The organism is Methanospirillum hungatei JF-1 (assembly GCF_000013445.1).
In the GTDB taxonomy this organism is placed as follows: Archaea; Halobacteriota; Methanomicrobia; order Methanomicrobiales; family Methanospirillaceae; genus Methanospirillum; species Methanospirillum hungatei.
On the sequence record NC_007796.1, the window covers coordinates 1,251,595 to 1,269,789 of the forward strand.

The window sequence follows — 18,195 nt, forward strand, 5'->3', positions numbered from 1 at the left end:
GGCTAAGGTTAGTCTATGAACCGGCATACGGCTGGCATCGTCATACTTCTCATAGCCGGTATTCTGGGCGGTATTCTCCTTGGATATATTTATCATGGAGATGCACCAGGACAAATCCAGAATAATACATCATGGGCAAGGCAGGCACCAGTCAGTCAGTCCGACCTGATACGGCCTTCACATATCCTGCCCCTTTCCAATGAGTCATTTTTAGTCAGTGATCTGGATGACAAGGCCCTTTTTCTGGTTCAGGCAAACGGGACGATGCAGAGGGTTATAACCAGGGATGTCGCCAAACCCTATGGATACTGGGATATCGCCGGTTTCACCCATGATAATAAGGGGAATATATACATTTCTGATTCAGCAACCCACCGGGTATTAAAACTCAGTGATAAAGGATCTCTTCTTACCAGCTGGGGAGGTTTTGGAGATGTGGATGGTACATTTGACACGCCGGCAGGGATCAGTGTTGTTAATGCATCAGGTGAAGAATTAATATATGTTTGTGATTCAGGTAATGCACGAATCCAGGTCTTTACCCCGCAGGGGCAGTACCTCCAGAGCCTGCAGATCCCAACCGATGAAACGAAAAAAGTCAGGATAATAAAACCCCAGGAATCACTCAATACTACCGACCTGGAGAAATTCATAGTTACTCCGCAAAAAGGAGCAAATCCTGCATTTGTAGAGCGCACATTTTCCATTCAGTCGTCAGGAAATACCCTATCGCTGACGTTTGACATCAACCGGTCGGTTCATCTGGGTGCACAAAAAGTGTCATTCCAATCATCAGATGTCTCAACGAAAAATCCGGAGGAATGGATTCCGGAGCTTTCTGCTATCCTTGCAGATAAAACAACTCAGGAGACCCTGAAGACAACATTGGAAGAACTCAGACGCCAGGCAAATATCAAAAGAATTAGTGATCGGGCGAAATCGGAATGTATTGTCCATTTTATTCAGCAGATTCCTCTGACTGAGAATGCAGAGAACCGGTACCCGATAGAGATATTGCATGATAAAATGGGGAATACGTATGACAAAGCCCTGTTTTTATATGGTCTTCTGAGTGAGGCAGGGTATGATGTCGTTTATCTCGCATACCCGGGTCTTTCTCATGCAGCGGTTGGTATCCGTCTCACCGATCCCCTGCAGAGTACGGCAGTAGCCACATACCGGGATAGCAATGGCAGTATATACATGTATATCAATCCGGATGGGCCATCATTTATCGGGGGAATTGCCCAGAAATACCGGAAGAGTGATCCGTTTGTGATCCATCTTGAAGAGAAAGGGAAAGATATAGGAACGAGAACAGGAAGTGGAAAAGAGAAGAAGTCCATCTCTGCAGATCATCTGTATTCAACCTATGTCGTGCAGAGTATCTTTTCCCTCTCTGAAAAGTATCAATTTCTGGTAAATAAGGAGAAGGATGTAAAGAGTGATGAGGCACGGAAGATCCGGGAGAATTACCAGAAGATAAAAAGTGTTCTTGACTTTATCGAGAAAAATCCCTGGAACACCGAGATTGCCTACATGAGAATTAAAAATTCAAAGGTAAATGATATTATCGTGTAGAATTCTATCCAGCCCTTATTTTTTCCCGGAAACCAGGTAGCCGGTGAAGGAACCAAAGAATAATCCTTTCCGGTCCATTTCGGTGAGGTGAGCAAGAAACGCATCAGCCTCCTTTTGTGATACGCACCCGGCAACTGCCGCCCGATTCGCATTTTCTGTAACGGTGAAGATTGTTTCCGCTTCTTTAAGCGTGGTCATGATCATCGTCCGTGGATAGACCGTTACATCGGTAAATCCTGCGTTCTGACACAACCGACTAAGTTTTCGTCCGATATGACCGCAGGCAAATTGATCTGACCAGAAGTTCAGAATAGCCCGTGTTACCCCTTCATCAACCCCGTCGATGATGAAATTTTCCCAATCCGGTTCAAACAGGACACATCTTCCCCCCGGTTTTAAGACACGATACATCTCGTCAATGACATGCTGGGGATCTTGCACATGCTGAAGAACCCGGTCTTCCCTGACCGCATCACATACACCGTCACGGACTGCCGAGTATTGCCCGTCCATCCGGATGTAGGAGAGGTTCGGAATATTGAAGGCTTTTTTTGCAAGGGTTACAAGGGAAGAACTGATATCCGATCCGATTACCAGTCCTTCGGGGCTGCACCGTCCGGCAAGGATATGGACATCATCAAGAGGGCCGCACCCGATCTCAAGGATGATATCTCCGGGTGATATCTGCAAAAGCTCGAATGATTCTTCTTTTACCGACCGAAAGAAGGGATGGTTTCTGATATCTGACAGGCACCGGACTAGTTTTTCCTGATCTTCTGAATGGTCCACCTGCCGAAATCCGGTTGCAAGGAAGGTCATAATGTTAGAGAAGAGTGTGGTTTCATATAATGTGAAGGGATCATTGAACTTCCCAGTGATCGATGTTCCGTGTCATAGGATTAAAAATGATACCTATCTCAAAGATCTTCCTGCCATCGCTTTCATATTTCTCCCGGTATTTTTTTTCCCTGATCTGGTTGAGAGGGCTGTCAACTCCAGGCGAAGGAGAATCTGAAACTTTAAATTCAAATATCCAGATACCGGTTTTGGTTTTTACGGTAAGATCAATTCTGCCTTTATTGGTAGTATCTTCCGGTATAACCTCATACCCAAGACTTGCAAAATACGTGTACACGATACTCGCATAATACCCTTCAAATTGCGACAACTGGTTCTTCCTATACCAATCGTGAGGTATTGAAGCAAAAAATGAAGAAAAAATGGTATGCACCTGACTGGGGTCTTCCCGTTCAAGAATATCATAGAGCATTTCACGATTTTTCGAAATCTCCTGTTTTGAAAGGATTTCCGCGAACAAGGTATTTAAAGAGGTTCTGACTTCGACATTAGGGTATCCAAGCCAGCATGTAAATCCCCGAATGGGATCTGCAGACCATTTTTTAATCGTAAGATACCCTGCCTGAAAAAGCAGAGTCTCTATCCTGATATGTTCCGGATCAAATGACCCGAGGAGATCGGTCCCCGCAATAAGATCTTCGTAGTCAGCCGGAAGTCGTGGGTTTGACTCCCAGAGTTTGATGAGAAAGGTCGGCGTTCCGGTCTCGAACCAATATGGTTTGAACGTCCCTTCATCAAAAAGCAGGAGGATATCAAACGGGTTATAAACCGACTCACCGGTCCAGGAATACCCATTGTACCATCGTTTCACCTCATCTTTATCAAATCTGGAGAGGTGCTCTGTAAAAATCTGCTCAAGATCTGTCTGAGTATACCCGCATATCGCAGAGTATCGGGAATCAAGGGTAATGTCCTTGAGATTGTTCAGACCAGAAAATATCCCGGTTTTTGCAAATTTTGAAACACCGGTGAGCATGACAAAGGTAAGAAATGGATCAAGATCTTTAATTATACTATAAAAACTCTTGAGATCTTCACGAAGGTCTAAGGCAACCTTCTGATTATGAAGGTTATCAAGAATCGGCTTATCATATTCATCAACCAGAAGAACAACCTTATTTCCAGTTTTTTTGAATAGTTCACGTATCAGATCTTCCAGTTGAAATCCGGACGAGATGGAATGATCAATGGAAAGCCCATATTGTGCTGCCTCCTGGGAAATTATTCTGGTCAGATATTCAGATAATTCTGCAGATGAACGGTTCACCCGTTGTGCAAAGCTGATTTTTATAACAGGATATTTTTTCTCAAAATCCCAGCCTGATTCAGGACGTTCAAGATAAAGGCCTGAGAACAATTCTTTTTTCCCTGTAAATGCACAGGAGAGAGTGTCGATAAAAAGGCTTTTGCCAAACCTGCGTGGTCTGGAGAGAAAATAATATGAACCTTTTTGAGCTAACTCAGCGATGTATGGAGTTTTATCCACGTAGTAATACCCTTCGTTCCTGATCTTCTCAAATGACTGAATCCCGATAGGAAGTTGAAGAGAGGGCATATGAATAGTACGTACTTGTGATAATGAGTAATTAAGGATGGTCTTTCTTTCCTATTCTGACAGGGTCGTACCATGGATTTTTAATGATAGGTTTAATGGTGTGTACCGCATATTGGTACGAGAATATTAATCTAAGATCCGATATCTATGGCAATTAGTACCAGAGGAGGCAATTTTTCACTCCTCCACCTGATTATTTCTCATCCCCTCTGCACGAGTGCAGAGATTTTCATTCGCAGAGCGACCAGGATCTTTATCCATTCACATGAGAGAGTGCCCCTTTTAAGCACTTTCTGAATTTTTTTAAAATTGATAGAATGATACAAATTCATCGGAGTTATCAGGAATGAATACACATACAAACATCCTTGTTGTCGGAAGCGGAGGCAGAGAACATGCCATTGCAAAGGCCCTTTCCAAAAATCCACAGACGAGAATATTTGCGGTAATGAACAGGATGAATCCAGGGATTGCTGAACTGGCATATAAGGTCCTGATTGCTTCAGAAACTGACCCTGAAGTGGTGAAAAAGTTCTGCATCGAGCATCAGATTCAGTTTGCGTGTATCGGTCCTGAGGCACCCCTGGAAACCGGCGTTGTTGATGCACTTACCGCAGCCGGTGTAAAATGTGTTGGTCCTGCAAAAATGGCAGCGAGAATAGAGACCGACAAATCATTTTGCAGAAACCTGATGAAGAAATATAATATCCCCGGTCTTCCTGAATACCATATCTTCCACTCCGGCACTGATGCCGAAGCATTCCTGAAAACCACAACAAAAGAATATGCAATAAAACCATCCGGTTTGACCGGGGGCAAGGGAGTCAGGATTATGGGTGAACATCTGACTCATGAGGAAGCCTGCAGATATGTTCATGAACTCAAAGGGAATGTTGTCATTGAGGAACGGCTTATCGGAGAGGAGTTCACCCTGCAGGCATTCGTCGATGGCACCCATCTTGTCCCGATGCCTCTTGTGCAGGATCATAAACGGGCCTTTGAAGGAGATGTCGGGCCCAATACCGGTGGTATGGGATCCTATACTCTTCCTGATCACCGGTTTCCATTTGTCACCGAAGAGGATTACAATTCGGCGTTTGCCATCATGAAGCAGACCATTGCTTCACTTGCTGCTGAAGGGACACCGTATGTGGGAATTCTGTATGGTCAGTTCATGAATACGGCACAGGGTCCGATGGTTATTGAATTCAATGCCAGATTTGGTGACCCTGAAGCCATGAATGTCCTGTCATTATTGACCAGTGACTTTTCTACCCTTGTTCAGGCGATTACGACAGGAACACTTGACAAGGCGGAGGTTTCGTTTGCGAAAAAAGCAACCGTTTGTAAGTATCTTGTGCCGGAAGGATACCCGGACAACCCCGTTTCAGGCGGCAAACTGATTCCCGGACCAGATAACAAGGCACTCTGTTATTATGCCAGCGTTGTCCGGGAGGGGGAATTCCTGGTGACCCAGAGTTCACGGACCATGGCCTATGTTGGTATCGGCGATACCCTGGAAGAGGCAGAGAGGATTGCAGAAGAGGCCGCATCTGCTGTTCAGGGCCCTGTCCGTCACCGTTCTGATATTGGGACCAGAGAAGTTCTGGAGAAGAGAATTTCCCATATGAAGGAGATCAGATGAAGAAAGATTTCATATCCATTCTTGACATCTCCCGGGAAGAACTGGCAAATCTTATCGCACATGCCAGAAAATTAAAGGAAGAGCGTAGAGTCGGCATACAGACCCCTGTTCTTGCCCATAAAACCCTGGGGATGATCTTTGAGAAATCATCGACCAGAACCCGGATATCGTTTGAGGCCGGGATGTTTGAGCTGGGAGGTCATGCCCTGTTCCTGAATCCGAAGGACATGCAACTTGGGAGGGGAGAGGCAATTCGTGATACTGCCCGGGTTATGTCCAGGTTTGTATCGGCAATTATGATCCGGGCGAACCGTCATGATGAGGTTCTGGAACTTGCCGCCCATGCCGATATTCCGGTTATTAACGGGCTGTCAGATCGGGAGCACCCGTGTCAGATCCTGGCCGATATCATGACCATTGAGGAACGACTCTTTCGGACCGAAGGAGTGAAGGTTGCCTGGATAGGTGATGGGAATAATGTCTGTACGTCACTTATTCTGAGTACTATTCTTACCGGTATGGAGGTCATTGTGGCTTCACCTTCCGAATTTGCTCCAGGAGAAGATGTTGTTTCTGAAGCACTCCGGATGGGAGCAAAGGTCAGGATTGTGACCGATCCACGGGAAGCGGCCACTGGTGCTGATGTGGTCATGACGGACACCTGGATCTCAATGGGGCAGGAAGAGGAGATTGACCGGAGAAGACAGATCTTCATGCCCTACCAGGTGAACGCTGAACTGATGGCCTGTGCAAAACCAGGGGCTATTGTGATGCATTGTCTCCCGGCACACCGGAACTGGGAGATCACCGACGAGGTTTTGGATAGTAAGGCTAGTGCGGTGTGGGATCAGGCAGAAAACAGGCTGCATGCACAGAAAGCTCTTCTGGTCAGGTTATTGGCATAAAAGAATATCAATTTCTTTTTTCTGGAATTTAACTGATTCCAGAATTGGAAAATCTATATTTTTATGCGAGATTCAGAAAAATACAATGTTATTTGATGAGGGATTGAGGCTTTTTAAATCTGCTCATTACAAGGCATGATTCGAACAATTTGCTGCGATAACAAAAACTGATGAGAATAACCATAAAGCTTGGAATGCTTCGGAATATGTCTTTTAAAATTAGGTCAATTTGACAATGCATTTTTTTGTTTTGAAAAAGCATTGAAGCTTTACCCCAGTAATAAAAGGGATGAAAAGAAATATCATATCACCCGGATTGGCATCTTTGGCTCGGTTATACGAGACGAAGCAGGGCCGGGAAGTGACAAAGACATTCTGGTCGATTTCAGCGATGATGCCGGCCTTCTTGATCACTCAGGTCTGAAGATTTATCTTGAGAAACATAAAATAAGAATTGGGATGGGACTTTTTTTTGTGAAGATACCAGGCAGGTATAGAAAACCATGAAATATCCAATGGTTATTAAAAAGGTTCTTGAATAAATTAGAGAAACAATCCGTTTAAGATACACTGGCGAATTCTCAAGCCGAGATTTCCCTTTTAAATATTAAAACCGTTGCGATAACGCCAAACACGATATTCAGATAAAACATTATCAGCCTCCAGAGAATAATAAACACTCCAAGGACGGCGGTCGGGACAAACAACGCATAAAGCGAGGTTGCCGAGATTTCTGCTATCCCTGATGCACCGGGAGTTAAAGGAATCATACTGATAAGAGCGATGATGATCTGACTTAACATGGATTCCGATATGGACGGGGGAAGACCAAGTCCCATAAGAATTACTGATGCTACAATGAATTCTGAAAACCAGAAAAGAACGGAGAAAACCGCCCCCTGAATAATTCCCTTCTTTCCATGGCTGGTGAAAGCCGTAATGCCAGAGCAGAAATTATCAAACTCGACATCAGTGCTGGCAATGATCCGGTGAATACCCGGAGTCTTCATCTTTGCCTCAATCCAGTGCAAAAGACGCATCACCTTGTCTTTCGCTGACTCCGGTTTTCGTGCTGCAAAGAACAGAACTACAACAAACAGAATAAGCACTGCCAGGGAGAAGAATATAACAAAAACAATACCTTCTCCCATGTCCCAGATGACCTTGCCCATTACCAGGAGACTGAAGACTGTGAGTGCAACGAGGATAACTGCATCGAGCACCCGTTCCATGATAACAACCGCGGTTGCATCACCAAGCGACATATCAGCTTTGTAAAGCTCGTGGATCCGAACCGGTTCACCTCCGGCCTGACCAGGGGTTATTGCACCGATAAGCAGGTTTGCAACCACCATATTGTAACAGTGACTGTACTTTACCTGGTAGCAGAGGGATGCTGCCATGACCTTTATTCTGGCCGCCCAGAGGGAGAATGAGACGAACCGAAGTCCGATTGCGATGAGTAAAAACCAGATATTGATATGGGTGAGATATTGAAGGGTATCCTCGTTAAATGTTGATGCAAGAATAAAGACGAGGATTGCCATGGAGAATGCCAGAGACAGATAGAACCATTTCTTCTGTGTTTTGTCCATGTTTTCTCTCCGTGGCAAAAATTCCTGCAGATATTAAATTTAGTACTATATCTTCTTTCGCGTTATCTATTCTGGGAGGAGGGAAAGTCGCTCCAGCACCTCTTCGGCCGCATCAATACCCCCGTCCAGGTACAGAGCACCGGCAAATGCTTCCATACACTCTGCAAGCACTCTGCCTGATGTCCAGACATGCATCCGTGCTTCACCCTTTCCCCATCTGACATACTGCTCAAGATGAATAGAACGGGCTGCATCACGGAGTACTGACATATTGACGAGATCCATCTTCTTGAGGGATACCGCTCCTTTGTCATGCTCACCCCCCTTGACGAGCCTGGTCAGGATAATAAGCTCAATAACGGCATCACCGAGCGTTGCCAGGGCATCAAGATGGGAATCTTCAGAAAGGCCCTGCTCCTTACTGTAGGCAAGTCTGGTCAGTGCCCTGAGCAGGAGGGACTTGTCCCTGAAGGTATAACCGGTAATCCGCTCAAGCTGTTCGGGAAATAATTCGGCAGTCATCAGTTACCGGGATCCAAGCATCTCGCAGATTGAACGGGCTGCCTGTTTTGCCCCTCCCATCGCCATGATGACCGTTGCTGCTCCGGTTGTGACATCTCCGGCAGCAAAAATCTTCGGATGAGAGGTTCTGCCATCTTCTTCGGTGACCACATTTCCTGCTCTGCCTTTATCAAGACCAGGGATCTGACTCACAAGGACCGGGTTCGGACCCTGCCCGATCGCCTGAATGACGACATCACAGTCAAGGGTAAAGGTGTCATTATCGATTGGTTCTGGGATCGGCCGGCCACTTTTATCAAGATTACACATCTGCATCCGGATACATTCAATACCGGTTACCGCCTGTTCACCAAGGATCCGGATCGGATTTGCACAGGTAATAAACTCAATACCCTCTTCTTTTGCATGATGGACCTCTGCTGCACGGGCCGGAAGGTCTTCTTCACGTCTCCGGTAGACAAGGGTTACCTGTGCACCCATCCGTCGTGCGGTACGGGCCGCATCCATGGCAACATTCCCGCCACCAACGACGACAACTCTGTTCATTTTTGCAACCGGGGTGTCATATTCAGGGAACCGCTCAGCATGCATGAGATTGACCCTGGTCAGAAACTCATTTGCAGAATAGACACCGCTCAGGTTCTCGCCAGGAATTCCCATAAAGTATGGAAGACCTGCACCGGTTCCAAGAAGTATGGCATCATACTCTTCCAGTTCTTCAAATGAGACGGTTCTTCCGACCAGATGGTTCAGGCGGAGATCAACACCCATCGCAAGGATAAGGTCAATCTCTGCTTTTACCACGTCTTTAGGCAGACGGAATGAAGGAATACCATAGGTCAGAACACCGCCCGGTGCATGGAGCGACTCATAGAGAACGACATCATGACCGTCCTTTGCAAGTTCTCCAGCTGCAACAATGCCTGCCGGTCCTGAACCTATGACAGCGACCCGCTTTCCGGTTGCAGTCTTTCGTGCAGGGACAGTAAGACCCTTTGCCCGTTCCTGGTCGGCTGCAAACCGCTCAAGCTGACCGATCCGGATGGGAGTATCTTTCTTTCCAAGAATACACAATGCCTCACACTGGGTCTCCTGCGGACAGACACGCCCGCATATAGCCGGAAGAAGGTTCTGCTGCCTGATACTCTCTGCCGCCTCTAAGAATTTACCTTTCGCGATGAGGGCAACAAAGGCGGGGATGTCTATATTGACCGGACATCCGTCAACGCATCCGGGTTTTTTGCACTGAAGACACCGGCCTGCTTCTTCTATGGCCTCTTTAGGAGAGAGCCCGTTATCTACCTCTCCAAAATCCTTCAGGCGGTCAGCAACGCTTCTATCTCCCATTTAATGCTGCCCTCCGCAGGTACACTGGTGTTCTTTCCATAATGCCAGGGCTTCCTTCTCATGCTCCATGTAATATCGCTGGCGTTGCATCAGGTTGTCAAAGTCGACCTGGTGAGCATCGAATTCTGGTCCGTCTACGCAGGCAAACTTTGTCTTTCCATCAACAACGCATCTGCAGGACCCACACATGCCGGTTCCGTCGACCATAATGGGGTTGAGCGAGACAAAGGTCTTAATCCCCTGCTCACGGGTCACATTGGATGTGACTTTCATCATGATGGTTGGGCCGATGATCCAGACCGCATCAACCTTCTCTTCACCGATAACCTGTTTCAGAAGGTCAGCTGCAAATCCGTGATGACCTTTTGAACCGTCATCTGTTGCTATGAGAAGTTTGTCACATATCTCTGCCATCTCATCCTCAAGGATAAGAAAATCTGCATTCCGTGCTCCAAGAATACCAATAACCCGGTTACCGGCATCTTTTAATGCTTGTGCGATGACGGGCGTTGATGCAATACCAACACCACCGCCAACCAGCACACAGGTCCCATATTTCTTTATTTCACTCGGGCATCCCAATGGTCCGGCGATATCGCTGATGGCACCTCCGGCAGGAACCGCAGCAAGGGCATGCGTGGTTTTCCCAACCGCCATGAAGATGATTCGAACCAGATCTCCGGAAATCTTTGAGATTGTCAGGGGAATCCGCTCACCGGTCTCATCAGTCCGTATGATAACAAACTGGCCGGCCTTTGCATTCCGGGTCACATGGGGAGCGTTTACCCATATCTCATAGACATTTTCGGATAATTTGAGAGATTTTTCGATTATATACACCAGATGTCACATCCGGAAAAAATTATTCGGGCCCTTATTTATTGCCCGTCCAGCTTCTTTACTTTACGCACCCGGACAGCAACACCGCGGGAGGATCGGATCATTTCATCAGCACTCATGACTGCCCGTCCGGTTGTCATGGCCTTATCTCCGATGACCAGCACTTCATCACCAGGGCGGATGACCGGGTCGGCATCAATGACACCTGGCGCCAGGATATCACCCTGGGGCACGAACTCATCGATATATACCCGGTACCCGGTTTCAATGAGCGACCAGCCTTCAAAGGTGGGTCTTATCAGACCGTGAGCGGGGTCGGTTGAGAAGTAGAGATTTCTGCCCCGCTTTACCACCTGCTCCGGATATGAACCTTTTACTTCCAGGTTTGGCGCCTTGAGATCATACCCGAACTGGAATGAGATCATCCCCCTGACCAGGTGCGATTTAACCTTTCGCTCACCGGAAAGGGCCTCGCTTAATGCCTGAAGTGATGCGGGATCAGTCAGCCGGTCTGTCTCGCAGGTGAATTCTATCTCAAATCCTGCCTGATCTGCAGCATCCTGTGCAATGATTCGTGCATCCCCATCCAGATGAGCAATGACCCGACGGTAGGGATGTCTGGTAAAGTACCTGACAAGAGTATTTGTGATCTGGTACCGCTCCTCATGATCCCAATACCCGGTGACCGGCACATCATATGCTGCGGCAGGATAACAGAGCTCAAGATCACGGGGAACAAGTCCCAGGGGAGAGGTCATGATCAGTTCATGTGCCCGTCTTCCGATGGCCTGGCTGAATTTGCGATGAGACTGGGAGAGGCTGTAGGGTTTTTTTGCTGAACAGGGAATCAGAACCGCCACATCTGCTACCGGTGGGATATACCGCTCAACCAGCCGGTCTGCAAACCGTCTGACTTCCACCCGGTGAATGCTGTCTCCGGATGTTGCAAGGAAGGGCACAGTACGGGATACCGGACAATACTGCTCCATCCGGTCTGACTTATCAATATGACGCATGATCGAGACAAATTCTGGTTTTGTCCTGCATCTTCCCTCAAGAAACTCACGAAATGTCCCGTCGCGGATCCTGCGCCCGATTCTCGCCAGTTCCTGGTCGAGTGCGATCCGGTTATGCAGGAGGAGATCTCCACTCAGGCATCCCTGGCAGGAACAGAGTCCTTCTTCCATCACTTTTTCCGGATACTGTCCGTCGGGGAGACAGAATTTCTCCTGGGTCGTTGCTAGGTCGGTTGCGATGTAATCAAAGAGATCAAAACCAGCATGAACCAGAATTGCCGCATTTTCCGGTAGTGCTGCACCGGGGAGATACCAGCAGGTGTCCGGCGGTGTGGAGGCTTTCAGTTGATCCAGGAGCTGACAGAAGTCTCGGGGACGGGAGAGCAGGGTATGCCAGTTCGGGGTGATGACCGTATCTCCTGACTGAATATTGACTGGTGCATGAATATGGAGCGGTATTGGTTGTTCTCCGTCACGGATCAGGAACCGGGATACAAAATCCGGATCCTCGATCGGCGGGATGTTTGTTCCGGACCGGGTATTCAGGGCAGGAAAGAGCCTGGTCGTATCGGTAGCAGACGGGAAGTTGAGAATAGTATCGTCCACGGTCAGGCGACCATACCGGGCTGTTCCGTCACGGCTGAGGATCTCAACTCCCTTCATCTTGCACCTCCACGGTGGGGAGAATCTGTGTTATCAGGTCTTTCCAGACCGGACGACACCTGATGGTGAAATGAGAGTCCGGGTTCGTCTCCATGAGTCTGGCAATTCCGATACATCCGGTTTTAATCATTTCCTCGTCAAAATCAGGGATCTCACTCTGCCCGATGGGGAATGTTTCGGTGAGTTCTGCCGGGAAGGGACCGAAGGGAGGCTTGAAGTAAAATACGGAATCATACTCCTCGGTCTGTTTTTTCTTGATATGCCGGCTGAAGCTGATGAGAGTCCGCTCTCCGGCGGTTAGCCGCCCAACCATCTGGTGATACCGCACGACCTCGGTCCGTTTGCAGCTCTCATCGCCCCGGTAAAAGAACCGGCGTTTGGTCTCACGGTCAAGTGCGGTGAGTTCTTCATTATACCCAAGTAACGTCCGGTATCCCCGGAGCAGGGCTGGATGAGAACGGCATCGTTCATCCACCAGTTCCCAGAGCACACCGTCACGGATTGCCTGCCTGACACGGTTGATCTCGGCAAGAGAGACTCGCAGGTTATGCATGGCAAGGAGTCGCTCCCGGTCAGGTGATTCATTCAGTTCCTTTGCGGTATGACCGACACAGACCGGACAGGGGCAGGGAAGGTAGGAGAGTTCGTTCAGGTGATAACTCCCATGGGTGGTCATGTACCGTCCGTCCTTAGCATAGAGGGCATAGGCTGCAGAATCAAAGAGATCGCATCCCATCGCTACCGCCAGGGCAAACATGGACGGGTGACCGGCTCCAAAGAGATGGACACAGACGGCTGGAGAAAGACCGCGTTTTGCAGCCATCACCACCTTTACAAGTTCAGCATACCGGTAGGATTCCATGAGAGGGACGACAGCACCAATGGGACAGAACCGAAATCCTGCCTCAGACAGTCTCCTCCCGGTTTCTTCACGAAGGTCTGGAAACAGACCACCCTGAACCGGTCCGGCAAGGGTGTGGTGCTCATGGTCTGCAATATCTTTTGCCTCCATGATCCGGTCCATCGTCACCGATAGTTCCTGTTCCACTTGTTCCCGGGGAGAGTCAGGATGAGTCGGAATATCCAGCGGGACGATGATATCGGATTTTATAGCCTGCTGGAATGCGATGGTCTGGGCATTGGTTATCTCAACTTCGCCATAGACCGAGAGCTGAAAAGATCCAGAGTCGGTCATAATGACCCCGTCAAAATCCAGGGTCTTTGCAAGACCATCAGTAAGGGCACGCTCACGATACTCTTCAGACCGGGAGAAGATATATGCATTGGTGATGACCGCTTCAACGCCCATCTCCTGCATCTCTTTTGGGGGTATCAGGTTCAGGTGCGGGTTGATAACCGGAAGCAGGGTCGGGGTTTTGACGATCTTGCCTTGTCCGGAGAGTTTTCCGATTCGTCCGGCTATGTCTTTTTCTAAAATTTCAAAGGAGAGGGTCATATATGAAAATTGTTTCGCATTATTGTAGTCTCCAGATTATGCTCGCGATCGCTTGTGTGAGAGGTATTGGTTAGCTAAACGATCAGGTACGTATTATTTGTGAGGGTTCACTGATTGGTTTTTCGTATAGGAGTGGGGAGTAGGATAAACTCATTCGGAAATTACCCACAATGTCAAACCAGAATAGGAGGGGTACATATGGAATACACCATTTATAAAACCTTCAATTTTCTCTTAAAATGTTTTGTATCCTTTTTTTCTTAGAGACTGCAAAAACAGATATCCAATGTCCGCATACATAGAAGTTAGGGATGAACAGAAAACCGGTTTTCCGAATAGGAACCGATGACTTTAAAGAACTCATCGATGAAGGAGGCTATTTCGTAGATAAATCTCTGTTTATCCGTGAAATTATTGATGGAAATAAAGTAGTTCTTCTTCCCCGTCCTCGTCGGTTTGGAAAAACCCTGAACATGACCATGCTCAGATACTTCTTTGAAAAGACGGAGAATGACCAAAATTACCTTTTTGAAGGATTAGCCATATCACATTATTCTGAATACCAGAAACACCAGGGACAATACCCGGTAATATTCATCAGTCTGAAGGATGTGAAGGGTGTATCTTGGGTTGAGAGTAGAAGACGATTGGTTGAGAAAATCGGTGAACTTCTCGCACAGTTCAAATATATCGAACCGACACTGGATCCAATCTACCAGGACGGGTTTCACGCTATCCTTTCTGGAAACCCCGATGATGCCTCTATGAAAGCCAGTCTTAAAAACCTCATAACATGGCTTTACAATTATCATCAGAAACCCGTCATTGTCCTCATTGACGAATATGACAGCCCTATGATCGAAGCATGGACTCATGACTACTATCATGAGATGACAGAGTTCATGCGATCATGGCTTGGCGGTGGACTCAAACATGAGAACGCCCATGCTCTCTACCGGGCAGTCATCACCGGAATACTTCGGATTGCAAAAGAGTCGATATTTTCTGACCTCAATAATCTCAAAGTTATCTCCACTCTTCAGTCCCACAAGGTATCACAGATGTTCGGATTTACCGAACATGACATCGATACAATCCTGTCTGATTTCTCGATTCCGGATCACGGAAAAGTCATTCGCGAGTGGTATAATGGATACTCCTTTGGAGATCAGGTGATCTATAACCCCTGGTCTGTAACGAATTACATAGATAATCTACCTAATCCACCCGGCCCTCACTGGCTCAACACCTCTGCTAATACTCTTGTGTATGAGGAACTTGGTCGCGGAGGAATTGAAATAAAGCGTGATCTGGAGAAACTCCTTTCCGGAGAAGAGATTAGGTACCCGATTACAGAAACAATTACCTTCAGGGATATCGGAAGAAACCCTGCAAATATATGGAGTTTTCTGTACTTTTCAGGATACCTCAGGGCAGGAGATCCGAAATTTGCAGATTATGATCCGAACCTCCTCACATATGCATTGAGTATTCCAAACAAGGAGATTTCGGCAGCATATAAACAATTTGTAAACAGCCAATTTGAGAAAGGAGATCCGTCATCTGGTATAACCTCATTTCTCTCAGTATTTCTGGAGAACAAAAAAGCAGAGATACTTGAGCAGACTTTACAAAACCTAACCATCAGTCTTGTAAGTTTCTATGATCTTGCACGACTCCCTGAAGCAGTTTTTCATGCTTTTGTTCTCGGTCTTCTCGCAAATCTGATATCAGTCTATGATGTCAGATCAAATGCAGAATCCGGACTTGGGAGAGCTGATATCCTGATGATCCCAAAAACAACCAGGTATCAGACCGGATATGTGATAGAATTTAAATCAATATATCCGAATGATGATATCGAGAAATCGGCACAGGAGGCATTAACGCAGATTCGGGAGAGAAAGTATGATAGTTCATTCATATCCGGAGGGATAGAACCTAATATAATCCGATATCTTGCGGTCGTGGTTCAGGGTAAAAGCGTAATGGTAAAGGAGTGGTTTGATACCTAATCAAATTAGAACAGGTAATACAGGTCAATATTTCAGTTAATTTAATTCAAACCCCACTTATCAGAAATACTACACGTGGTATCTTCTCCTGCAGATATCTTTTTTTTAATCGTATTACCCAATAGCCAATTATCCCGGTATTCAAAACCGAACATAACGTTTTTACATTCCAGATTTGGGCAGCACTTATTTATGTGACCCATCCTTTTCTGAAAATATCTGCCCTTCAAATGTGAATATCTGAACCGACGATTCCTGCCAGCATCCTCTGGGAAGTCCTGCCTTCATACACGTATGGTCGAGAAACTCAGTCACATTCCATCCCCACTCCACTGGAACCTGGGGGAGTAGAAGACCGGACCGGCCATACCCTCTGACAATAAGACCATGTTTTCCAACTGTGATCGCAGCCGGTCTATCAGCAGGAACGACATCCAATAGTTCAGGTTCGGTCAGGACTGTCACTTCAACCGAAATATCCGAAAGTTCTTTTGGTGTAACCGGTGGGAACCGAGGATCGCCGGTTGCTGCAGAGCAGGCAGCTTCACGGATGGCATCCCGGAGTGGCATTATGGCATGGGGAAATCCGATGCAGCCCCGAAGATCGCCATGCTTGGTCAGCGTTACAAATACCCCGCGTTTTTTTGAGAAGACCGGTGGAAATTCCGGTTCTGTGTAGGGTTCCTGTGCTACATGTTCATGCAGTACATGGCGGGCATGAGAGAGAGCAAGTTTCCCTTCTGCTGGTGTAAGAAGCTCCATGTATGATTGATAGTCCCTGACAGTATTTATCTGTCAGGACAAAAAAGGAAGATCAGAATGAGTCAAGAAGTGACTTCAGACCTGCTTTCCCAAGTTTTATTGCAAGCTTGGGATTTGCTGCGATGATATTTTTTATAAGATTTAAGGTATTGAAATCTGAAAGGTTCATTTTTGAGACTGAGTGCACAATTGCATTCAGGTCATCATCATTCAATTTGACGAATACCTCTTTAATCTGGTAATTTCTCTCAAGCGCCTTTCCAAGATACGATGCTCTCCATGTCTCGTCATAGGGCATGAGTGCCTGAGTAGATGTATCGCCTTTTTCAATAGCCTTGGATCCAACATCTCCGGCAAGTTTTCCGGTATAGAGAGCGGCATAGATACCACCACCGGTGAGAGGATCAGACACACGGGCTGCATCACCGACGATCATGAGGTTGTTTGCAACTGTGCATGGGAGTGGCTGACAGATAGAGACACCGCCGGCTATCAGCTCGATGGTCTTACCATTGGGAAAATTCCTGGCGACGAAACGATTCAGGTAGTCAATCGGCCGATTTCCTGGTTTGCACCGGTCTCCACCGACACCAATACCCACGTTAGCGGTTTTGTCACCTTTTGGAAATATCCATACATAGCCACCTGGAGCGATGTTGTTACCCACGTAGAACTCGGTTGCATGAGCATCGATGTCAATCCCGGTCATCAGATACTGGGCACAGGTCTCCATCTCACGAAGAGGGACCGTTGTGTCAACACCGCACCAGCGTGCAAACTTTGACTCAACACCGTCTGCTGCAATGGTAAGTCCTGCCCTTACTTCTTGAGCAATGCCTCCCTGATTAAGAATAGCACCCTTTACCGCTCCATCCTCCATGATTGGGGTAACTGCACGGGTCTTAACCTGGATGTCTGCTCCTGCTCCGGCTGCCATCCAGACAAGGTCCCGATCAAATACCTTGCGGTGCAGAACATAGCCGACCTCTGCTCCTGCCTTTTCCGGTTCAAGTTCCATCTTAAACCCGTCAGGTGCTATGATATTGGCCTTCTCAATCTCTGCTGCAACCCACCGGTCTTCAGGCTTGAAGAACTCATGCATCAGGGCTTTTCCGACTCCTTCGGCACATCTGACCGGAGCACCAATGGCAGGGCGTTTCTCAGTGAGCAGGACAGAATACCCCTTCTCGGCAAAGGTCTTTGCAGCAAATGCTCCGCCAGGACCTCCTCCCACTACGAGAACATCATACTCGCGCTTCATTTCTTCGCCTCCAAAGCCCCAAGCGGACAGACACGGACACAGATCCCACAATTCTTACAAGTATTCGTATCGATATCCAGATAGGCATCGACAAGTTCCAGTGCCCCTTCCGGACAAACCGAGACACAACAGCCGCAATAGGCACAGATTTCCCGATGAACCTCGATCATTCCT

Annotated in this window: 16 protein-coding genes; 5 read left to right on the plus strand and 11 right to left on the minus strand. The window is 47.3% G+C overall.

Features of this window, described 5'->3' with window-relative positions; translation table 11 throughout:
- The first annotated feature begins 15 nt into the window (after positions 1 to 15).
- Complete coding sequence (locus MHUN_RS05810) at positions 16 to 1,581, plus strand: NHL repeat-containing protein (protein WP_011448136.1); 1,566 nt, start codon at positions 16 to 18, stop codon at positions 1,579 to 1,581.
- A 15-nt stretch (positions 1,582 to 1,596) separates the two neighbouring features.
- Here the strand turns inward: MHUN_RS05810 and MHUN_RS17285 are convergent, their stop codons facing one another.
- Positions 1,597 to 2,400, minus strand: a complete 804-nt coding sequence (locus MHUN_RS17285; RefSeq protein ID WP_011448137.1) for a class I SAM-dependent methyltransferase — start codon at positions 2,398 to 2,400, stop codon at positions 1,597 to 1,599.
- 40 nt (positions 2,401 to 2,440) lie between these two features.
- Positions 2,441 to 3,994: an ATP-binding protein gene (locus MHUN_RS05820; RefSeq protein ID WP_011448138.1), complete on the minus strand. Its 1,554-nt coding sequence runs from the start codon at positions 3,992 to 3,994 to the stop codon at positions 2,441 to 2,443.
- A gap of 346 nt (positions 3,995 to 4,340) precedes the next feature.
- Here MHUN_RS05820 and purD point away from each other — a divergent pair, with 346 nt between their 5' ends.
- The 3 genes from purD to MHUN_RS05835 all read left to right on the plus strand — a co-directional run bounded on the left by purD (position 4,341) and on the right by MHUN_RS05835 (position 7,051).
- Complete coding sequence (gene purD / locus MHUN_RS05825; RefSeq protein ID WP_011448139.1) at positions 4,341 to 5,639, plus strand: phosphoribosylamine--glycine ligase; 1,299 nt, start codon at positions 4,341 to 4,343, stop codon at positions 5,637 to 5,639.
- A complete protein-coding gene (gene argF / locus MHUN_RS05830) occupies positions 5,636 to 6,544 on the plus strand; it encodes an ornithine carbamoyltransferase (RefSeq protein ID WP_011448140.1) in 909 nt (302 codons plus the stop codon). The genes purD and argF overlap by 4 nt, the downstream gene beginning before the upstream one ends.
- A 189-nt stretch (positions 6,545 to 6,733) precedes the next feature.
- Positions 6,734 to 7,051, plus strand: coding sequence for a nucleotidyltransferase domain-containing protein (locus MHUN_RS05835; protein WP_011448141.1), 318 nt, complete (start codon positions 6,734 to 6,736; stop codon positions 7,049 to 7,051).
- A gap of 74 nt (positions 7,052 to 7,125) precedes the next feature.
- Here MHUN_RS05835 and MHUN_RS05840 read toward each other — a convergent pair whose 3' ends face one another.
- The 6 genes from MHUN_RS05840 to tgtA form a co-directional block, all read right to left on the minus strand.
- Entirely contained in the window at positions 7,126 to 8,139 is a 1,014-nt protein-coding gene (locus MHUN_RS05840; RefSeq protein ID WP_011448142.1) for a lysylphosphatidylglycerol synthase transmembrane domain-containing protein, read from the minus strand.
- Positions 8,140 to 8,205: 66 nt separating this feature from the next.
- On the minus strand, positions 8,206 to 8,661 hold the full coding sequence (locus tag MHUN_RS05845) for a ribonuclease III domain-containing protein (protein WP_011448143.1): 456 nt from the start codon (positions 8,659 to 8,661) through the stop codon (positions 8,206 to 8,208).
- 3 nt (positions 8,662 to 8,664) lie between these two features.
- Positions 8,665 to 10,008, minus strand: coding sequence for an NADPH-dependent glutamate synthase (gene gltA, locus MHUN_RS05850; protein WP_011448144.1), 1,344 nt, complete (start codon positions 10,006 to 10,008; stop codon positions 8,665 to 8,667).
- Positions 10,009 to 10,848 carry a sulfide/dihydroorotate dehydrogenase-like FAD/NAD-binding protein gene (locus tag MHUN_RS05855; protein ID WP_011448145.1) on the minus strand — a complete coding sequence of 280 codons (840 nt, stop codon included), beginning with the start codon at positions 10,846 to 10,848 and terminating at the stop codon, positions 10,009 to 10,011.
- A 38-nt stretch (positions 10,849 to 10,886) separates the two neighbouring features.
- The gene (gene arcS / locus MHUN_RS05860; RefSeq protein ID WP_011448146.1) at positions 10,887 to 12,527 is read right to left on the minus strand and encodes an archaeosine synthase subunit alpha; all 1,641 of its coding nucleotides are present in this window, start codon (positions 12,525 to 12,527) and stop codon (positions 10,887 to 10,889) included.
- Positions 12,514 to 13,983 (minus strand): tRNA guanosine(15) transglycosylase TgtA, encoded by a 1,470-nt coding sequence (gene tgtA / locus MHUN_RS05865; protein ID WP_011448147.1) that lies wholly within the window; start codon positions 13,981 to 13,983, stop codon positions 12,514 to 12,516. The genes arcS and tgtA overlap by 14 nt, the downstream gene beginning before the upstream one ends.
- Positions 13,984 to 14,294: 311 nt before the next feature.
- Between tgtA and MHUN_RS05870 the strand changes: the two genes are divergently transcribed.
- On the plus strand, positions 14,295 to 15,998 hold the full coding sequence (locus MHUN_RS05870) for an ATP-binding protein (protein WP_011448148.1): 1,704 nt from the start codon (positions 14,295 to 14,297) through the stop codon (positions 15,996 to 15,998).
- 186 nt (positions 15,999 to 16,184) lie between these two features.
- On the opposite strand, the gene MHUN_RS05875 is transcribed toward MHUN_RS05870, so the two are convergent.
- Genes MHUN_RS05875 through MHUN_RS05885 form a run of 3 tightly spaced genes read right to left on the minus strand, consistent with a single transcriptional unit; the run spans position 16,185 to position 18,191 of the window.
- Positions 16,185 to 16,760: a TIGR00296 family protein gene (locus MHUN_RS05875; protein WP_011448149.1), complete on the minus strand. Its 576-nt coding sequence runs from the start codon at positions 16,758 to 16,760 to the stop codon at positions 16,185 to 16,187.
- A 52-nt stretch (positions 16,761 to 16,812) separates the two neighbouring features.
- Positions 16,813 to 18,021, minus strand: coding sequence for an NAD(P)/FAD-dependent oxidoreductase (locus tag MHUN_RS05880; RefSeq protein ID WP_011448150.1), 1,209 nt, complete (start codon positions 18,019 to 18,021; stop codon positions 16,813 to 16,815).
- Complete coding sequence (locus MHUN_RS05885; protein ID WP_011448151.1) at positions 18,018 to 18,191, minus strand: 4Fe-4S binding protein; 174 nt, start codon at positions 18,189 to 18,191, stop codon at positions 18,018 to 18,020. The genes MHUN_RS05880 and MHUN_RS05885 overlap by 4 nt, the downstream gene beginning before the upstream one ends.
- Between the last annotated feature and the right edge of the window lie 4 nt (positions 18,192 to 18,195).

Excerpts from the sequence above, each read along its gene's own strand:
- MHUN_RS05810 (WP_011448136.1), top strand. The coding sequence starts at position 16 with ATGAACCGGCATACGGCTGGCATCGTCATACTTCTCATAGCCGGTATT.
- MHUN_RS17285 (WP_011448137.1), bottom strand. The coding sequence starts at position 2,400 with ATGACCTTCCTTGCAACCGGATTTCGGCAGGTGGACCATTCAGAAGAT.
- MHUN_RS05820 (WP_011448138.1), bottom strand. The coding sequence starts at position 3,994 with ATGCCCTCTCTTCAACTTCCTATCGGGATTCAGTCATTTGAGAAGATC.
- purD (WP_011448139.1), top strand. The coding sequence starts at position 4,341 with ATGAATACACATACAAACATCCTTGTTGTCGGAAGCGGAGGCAGAGAA.
- argF (WP_011448140.1), top strand. The coding sequence starts at position 5,636 with ATGAAGAAAGATTTCATATCCATTCTTGACATCTCCCGGGAAGAACTG.
- MHUN_RS05840 (WP_011448142.1), bottom strand. The coding sequence starts at position 8,139 with ATGGACAAAACACAGAAGAAATGGTTCTATCTGTCTCTGGCATTCTCC.
- MHUN_RS05845 (WP_011448143.1), bottom strand. The coding sequence starts at position 8,661 with ATGACTGCCGAATTATTTCCCGAACAGCTTGAGCGGATTACCGGTTAT.
- gltA (WP_011448144.1), bottom strand. The coding sequence starts at position 10,008 with ATGGGAGATAGAAGCGTTGCTGACCGCCTGAAGGATTTTGGAGAGGTA.
- arcS (WP_011448146.1), bottom strand. The coding sequence starts at position 12,527 with ATGAAGGGAGTTGAGATCCTCAGCCGTGACGGAACAGCCCGGTATGGT.
- tgtA (WP_011448147.1), bottom strand. The coding sequence starts at position 13,983 with ATGACCCTCTCCTTTGAAATTTTAGAAAAAGACATAGCCGGACGAATC.
- MHUN_RS05870 (WP_011448148.1), top strand. The coding sequence starts at position 14,295 with ATGAACAGAAAACCGGTTTTCCGAATAGGAACCGATGACTTTAAAGAA.
- MHUN_RS05875 (WP_011448149.1), bottom strand. The coding sequence starts at position 16,760 with ATGGAGCTTCTTACACCAGCAGAAGGGAAACTTGCTCTCTCTCATGCC.
- MHUN_RS05880 (WP_011448150.1), bottom strand. The coding sequence starts at position 18,021 with ATGAAGCGCGAGTATGATGTTCTCGTAGTGGGAGGAGGTCCTGGCGGA.
- MHUN_RS05885 (WP_011448151.1), bottom strand. The coding sequence starts at position 18,191 with ATGATCGAGGTTCATCGGGAAATCTGTGCCTATTGCGGCTGTTGTGTC.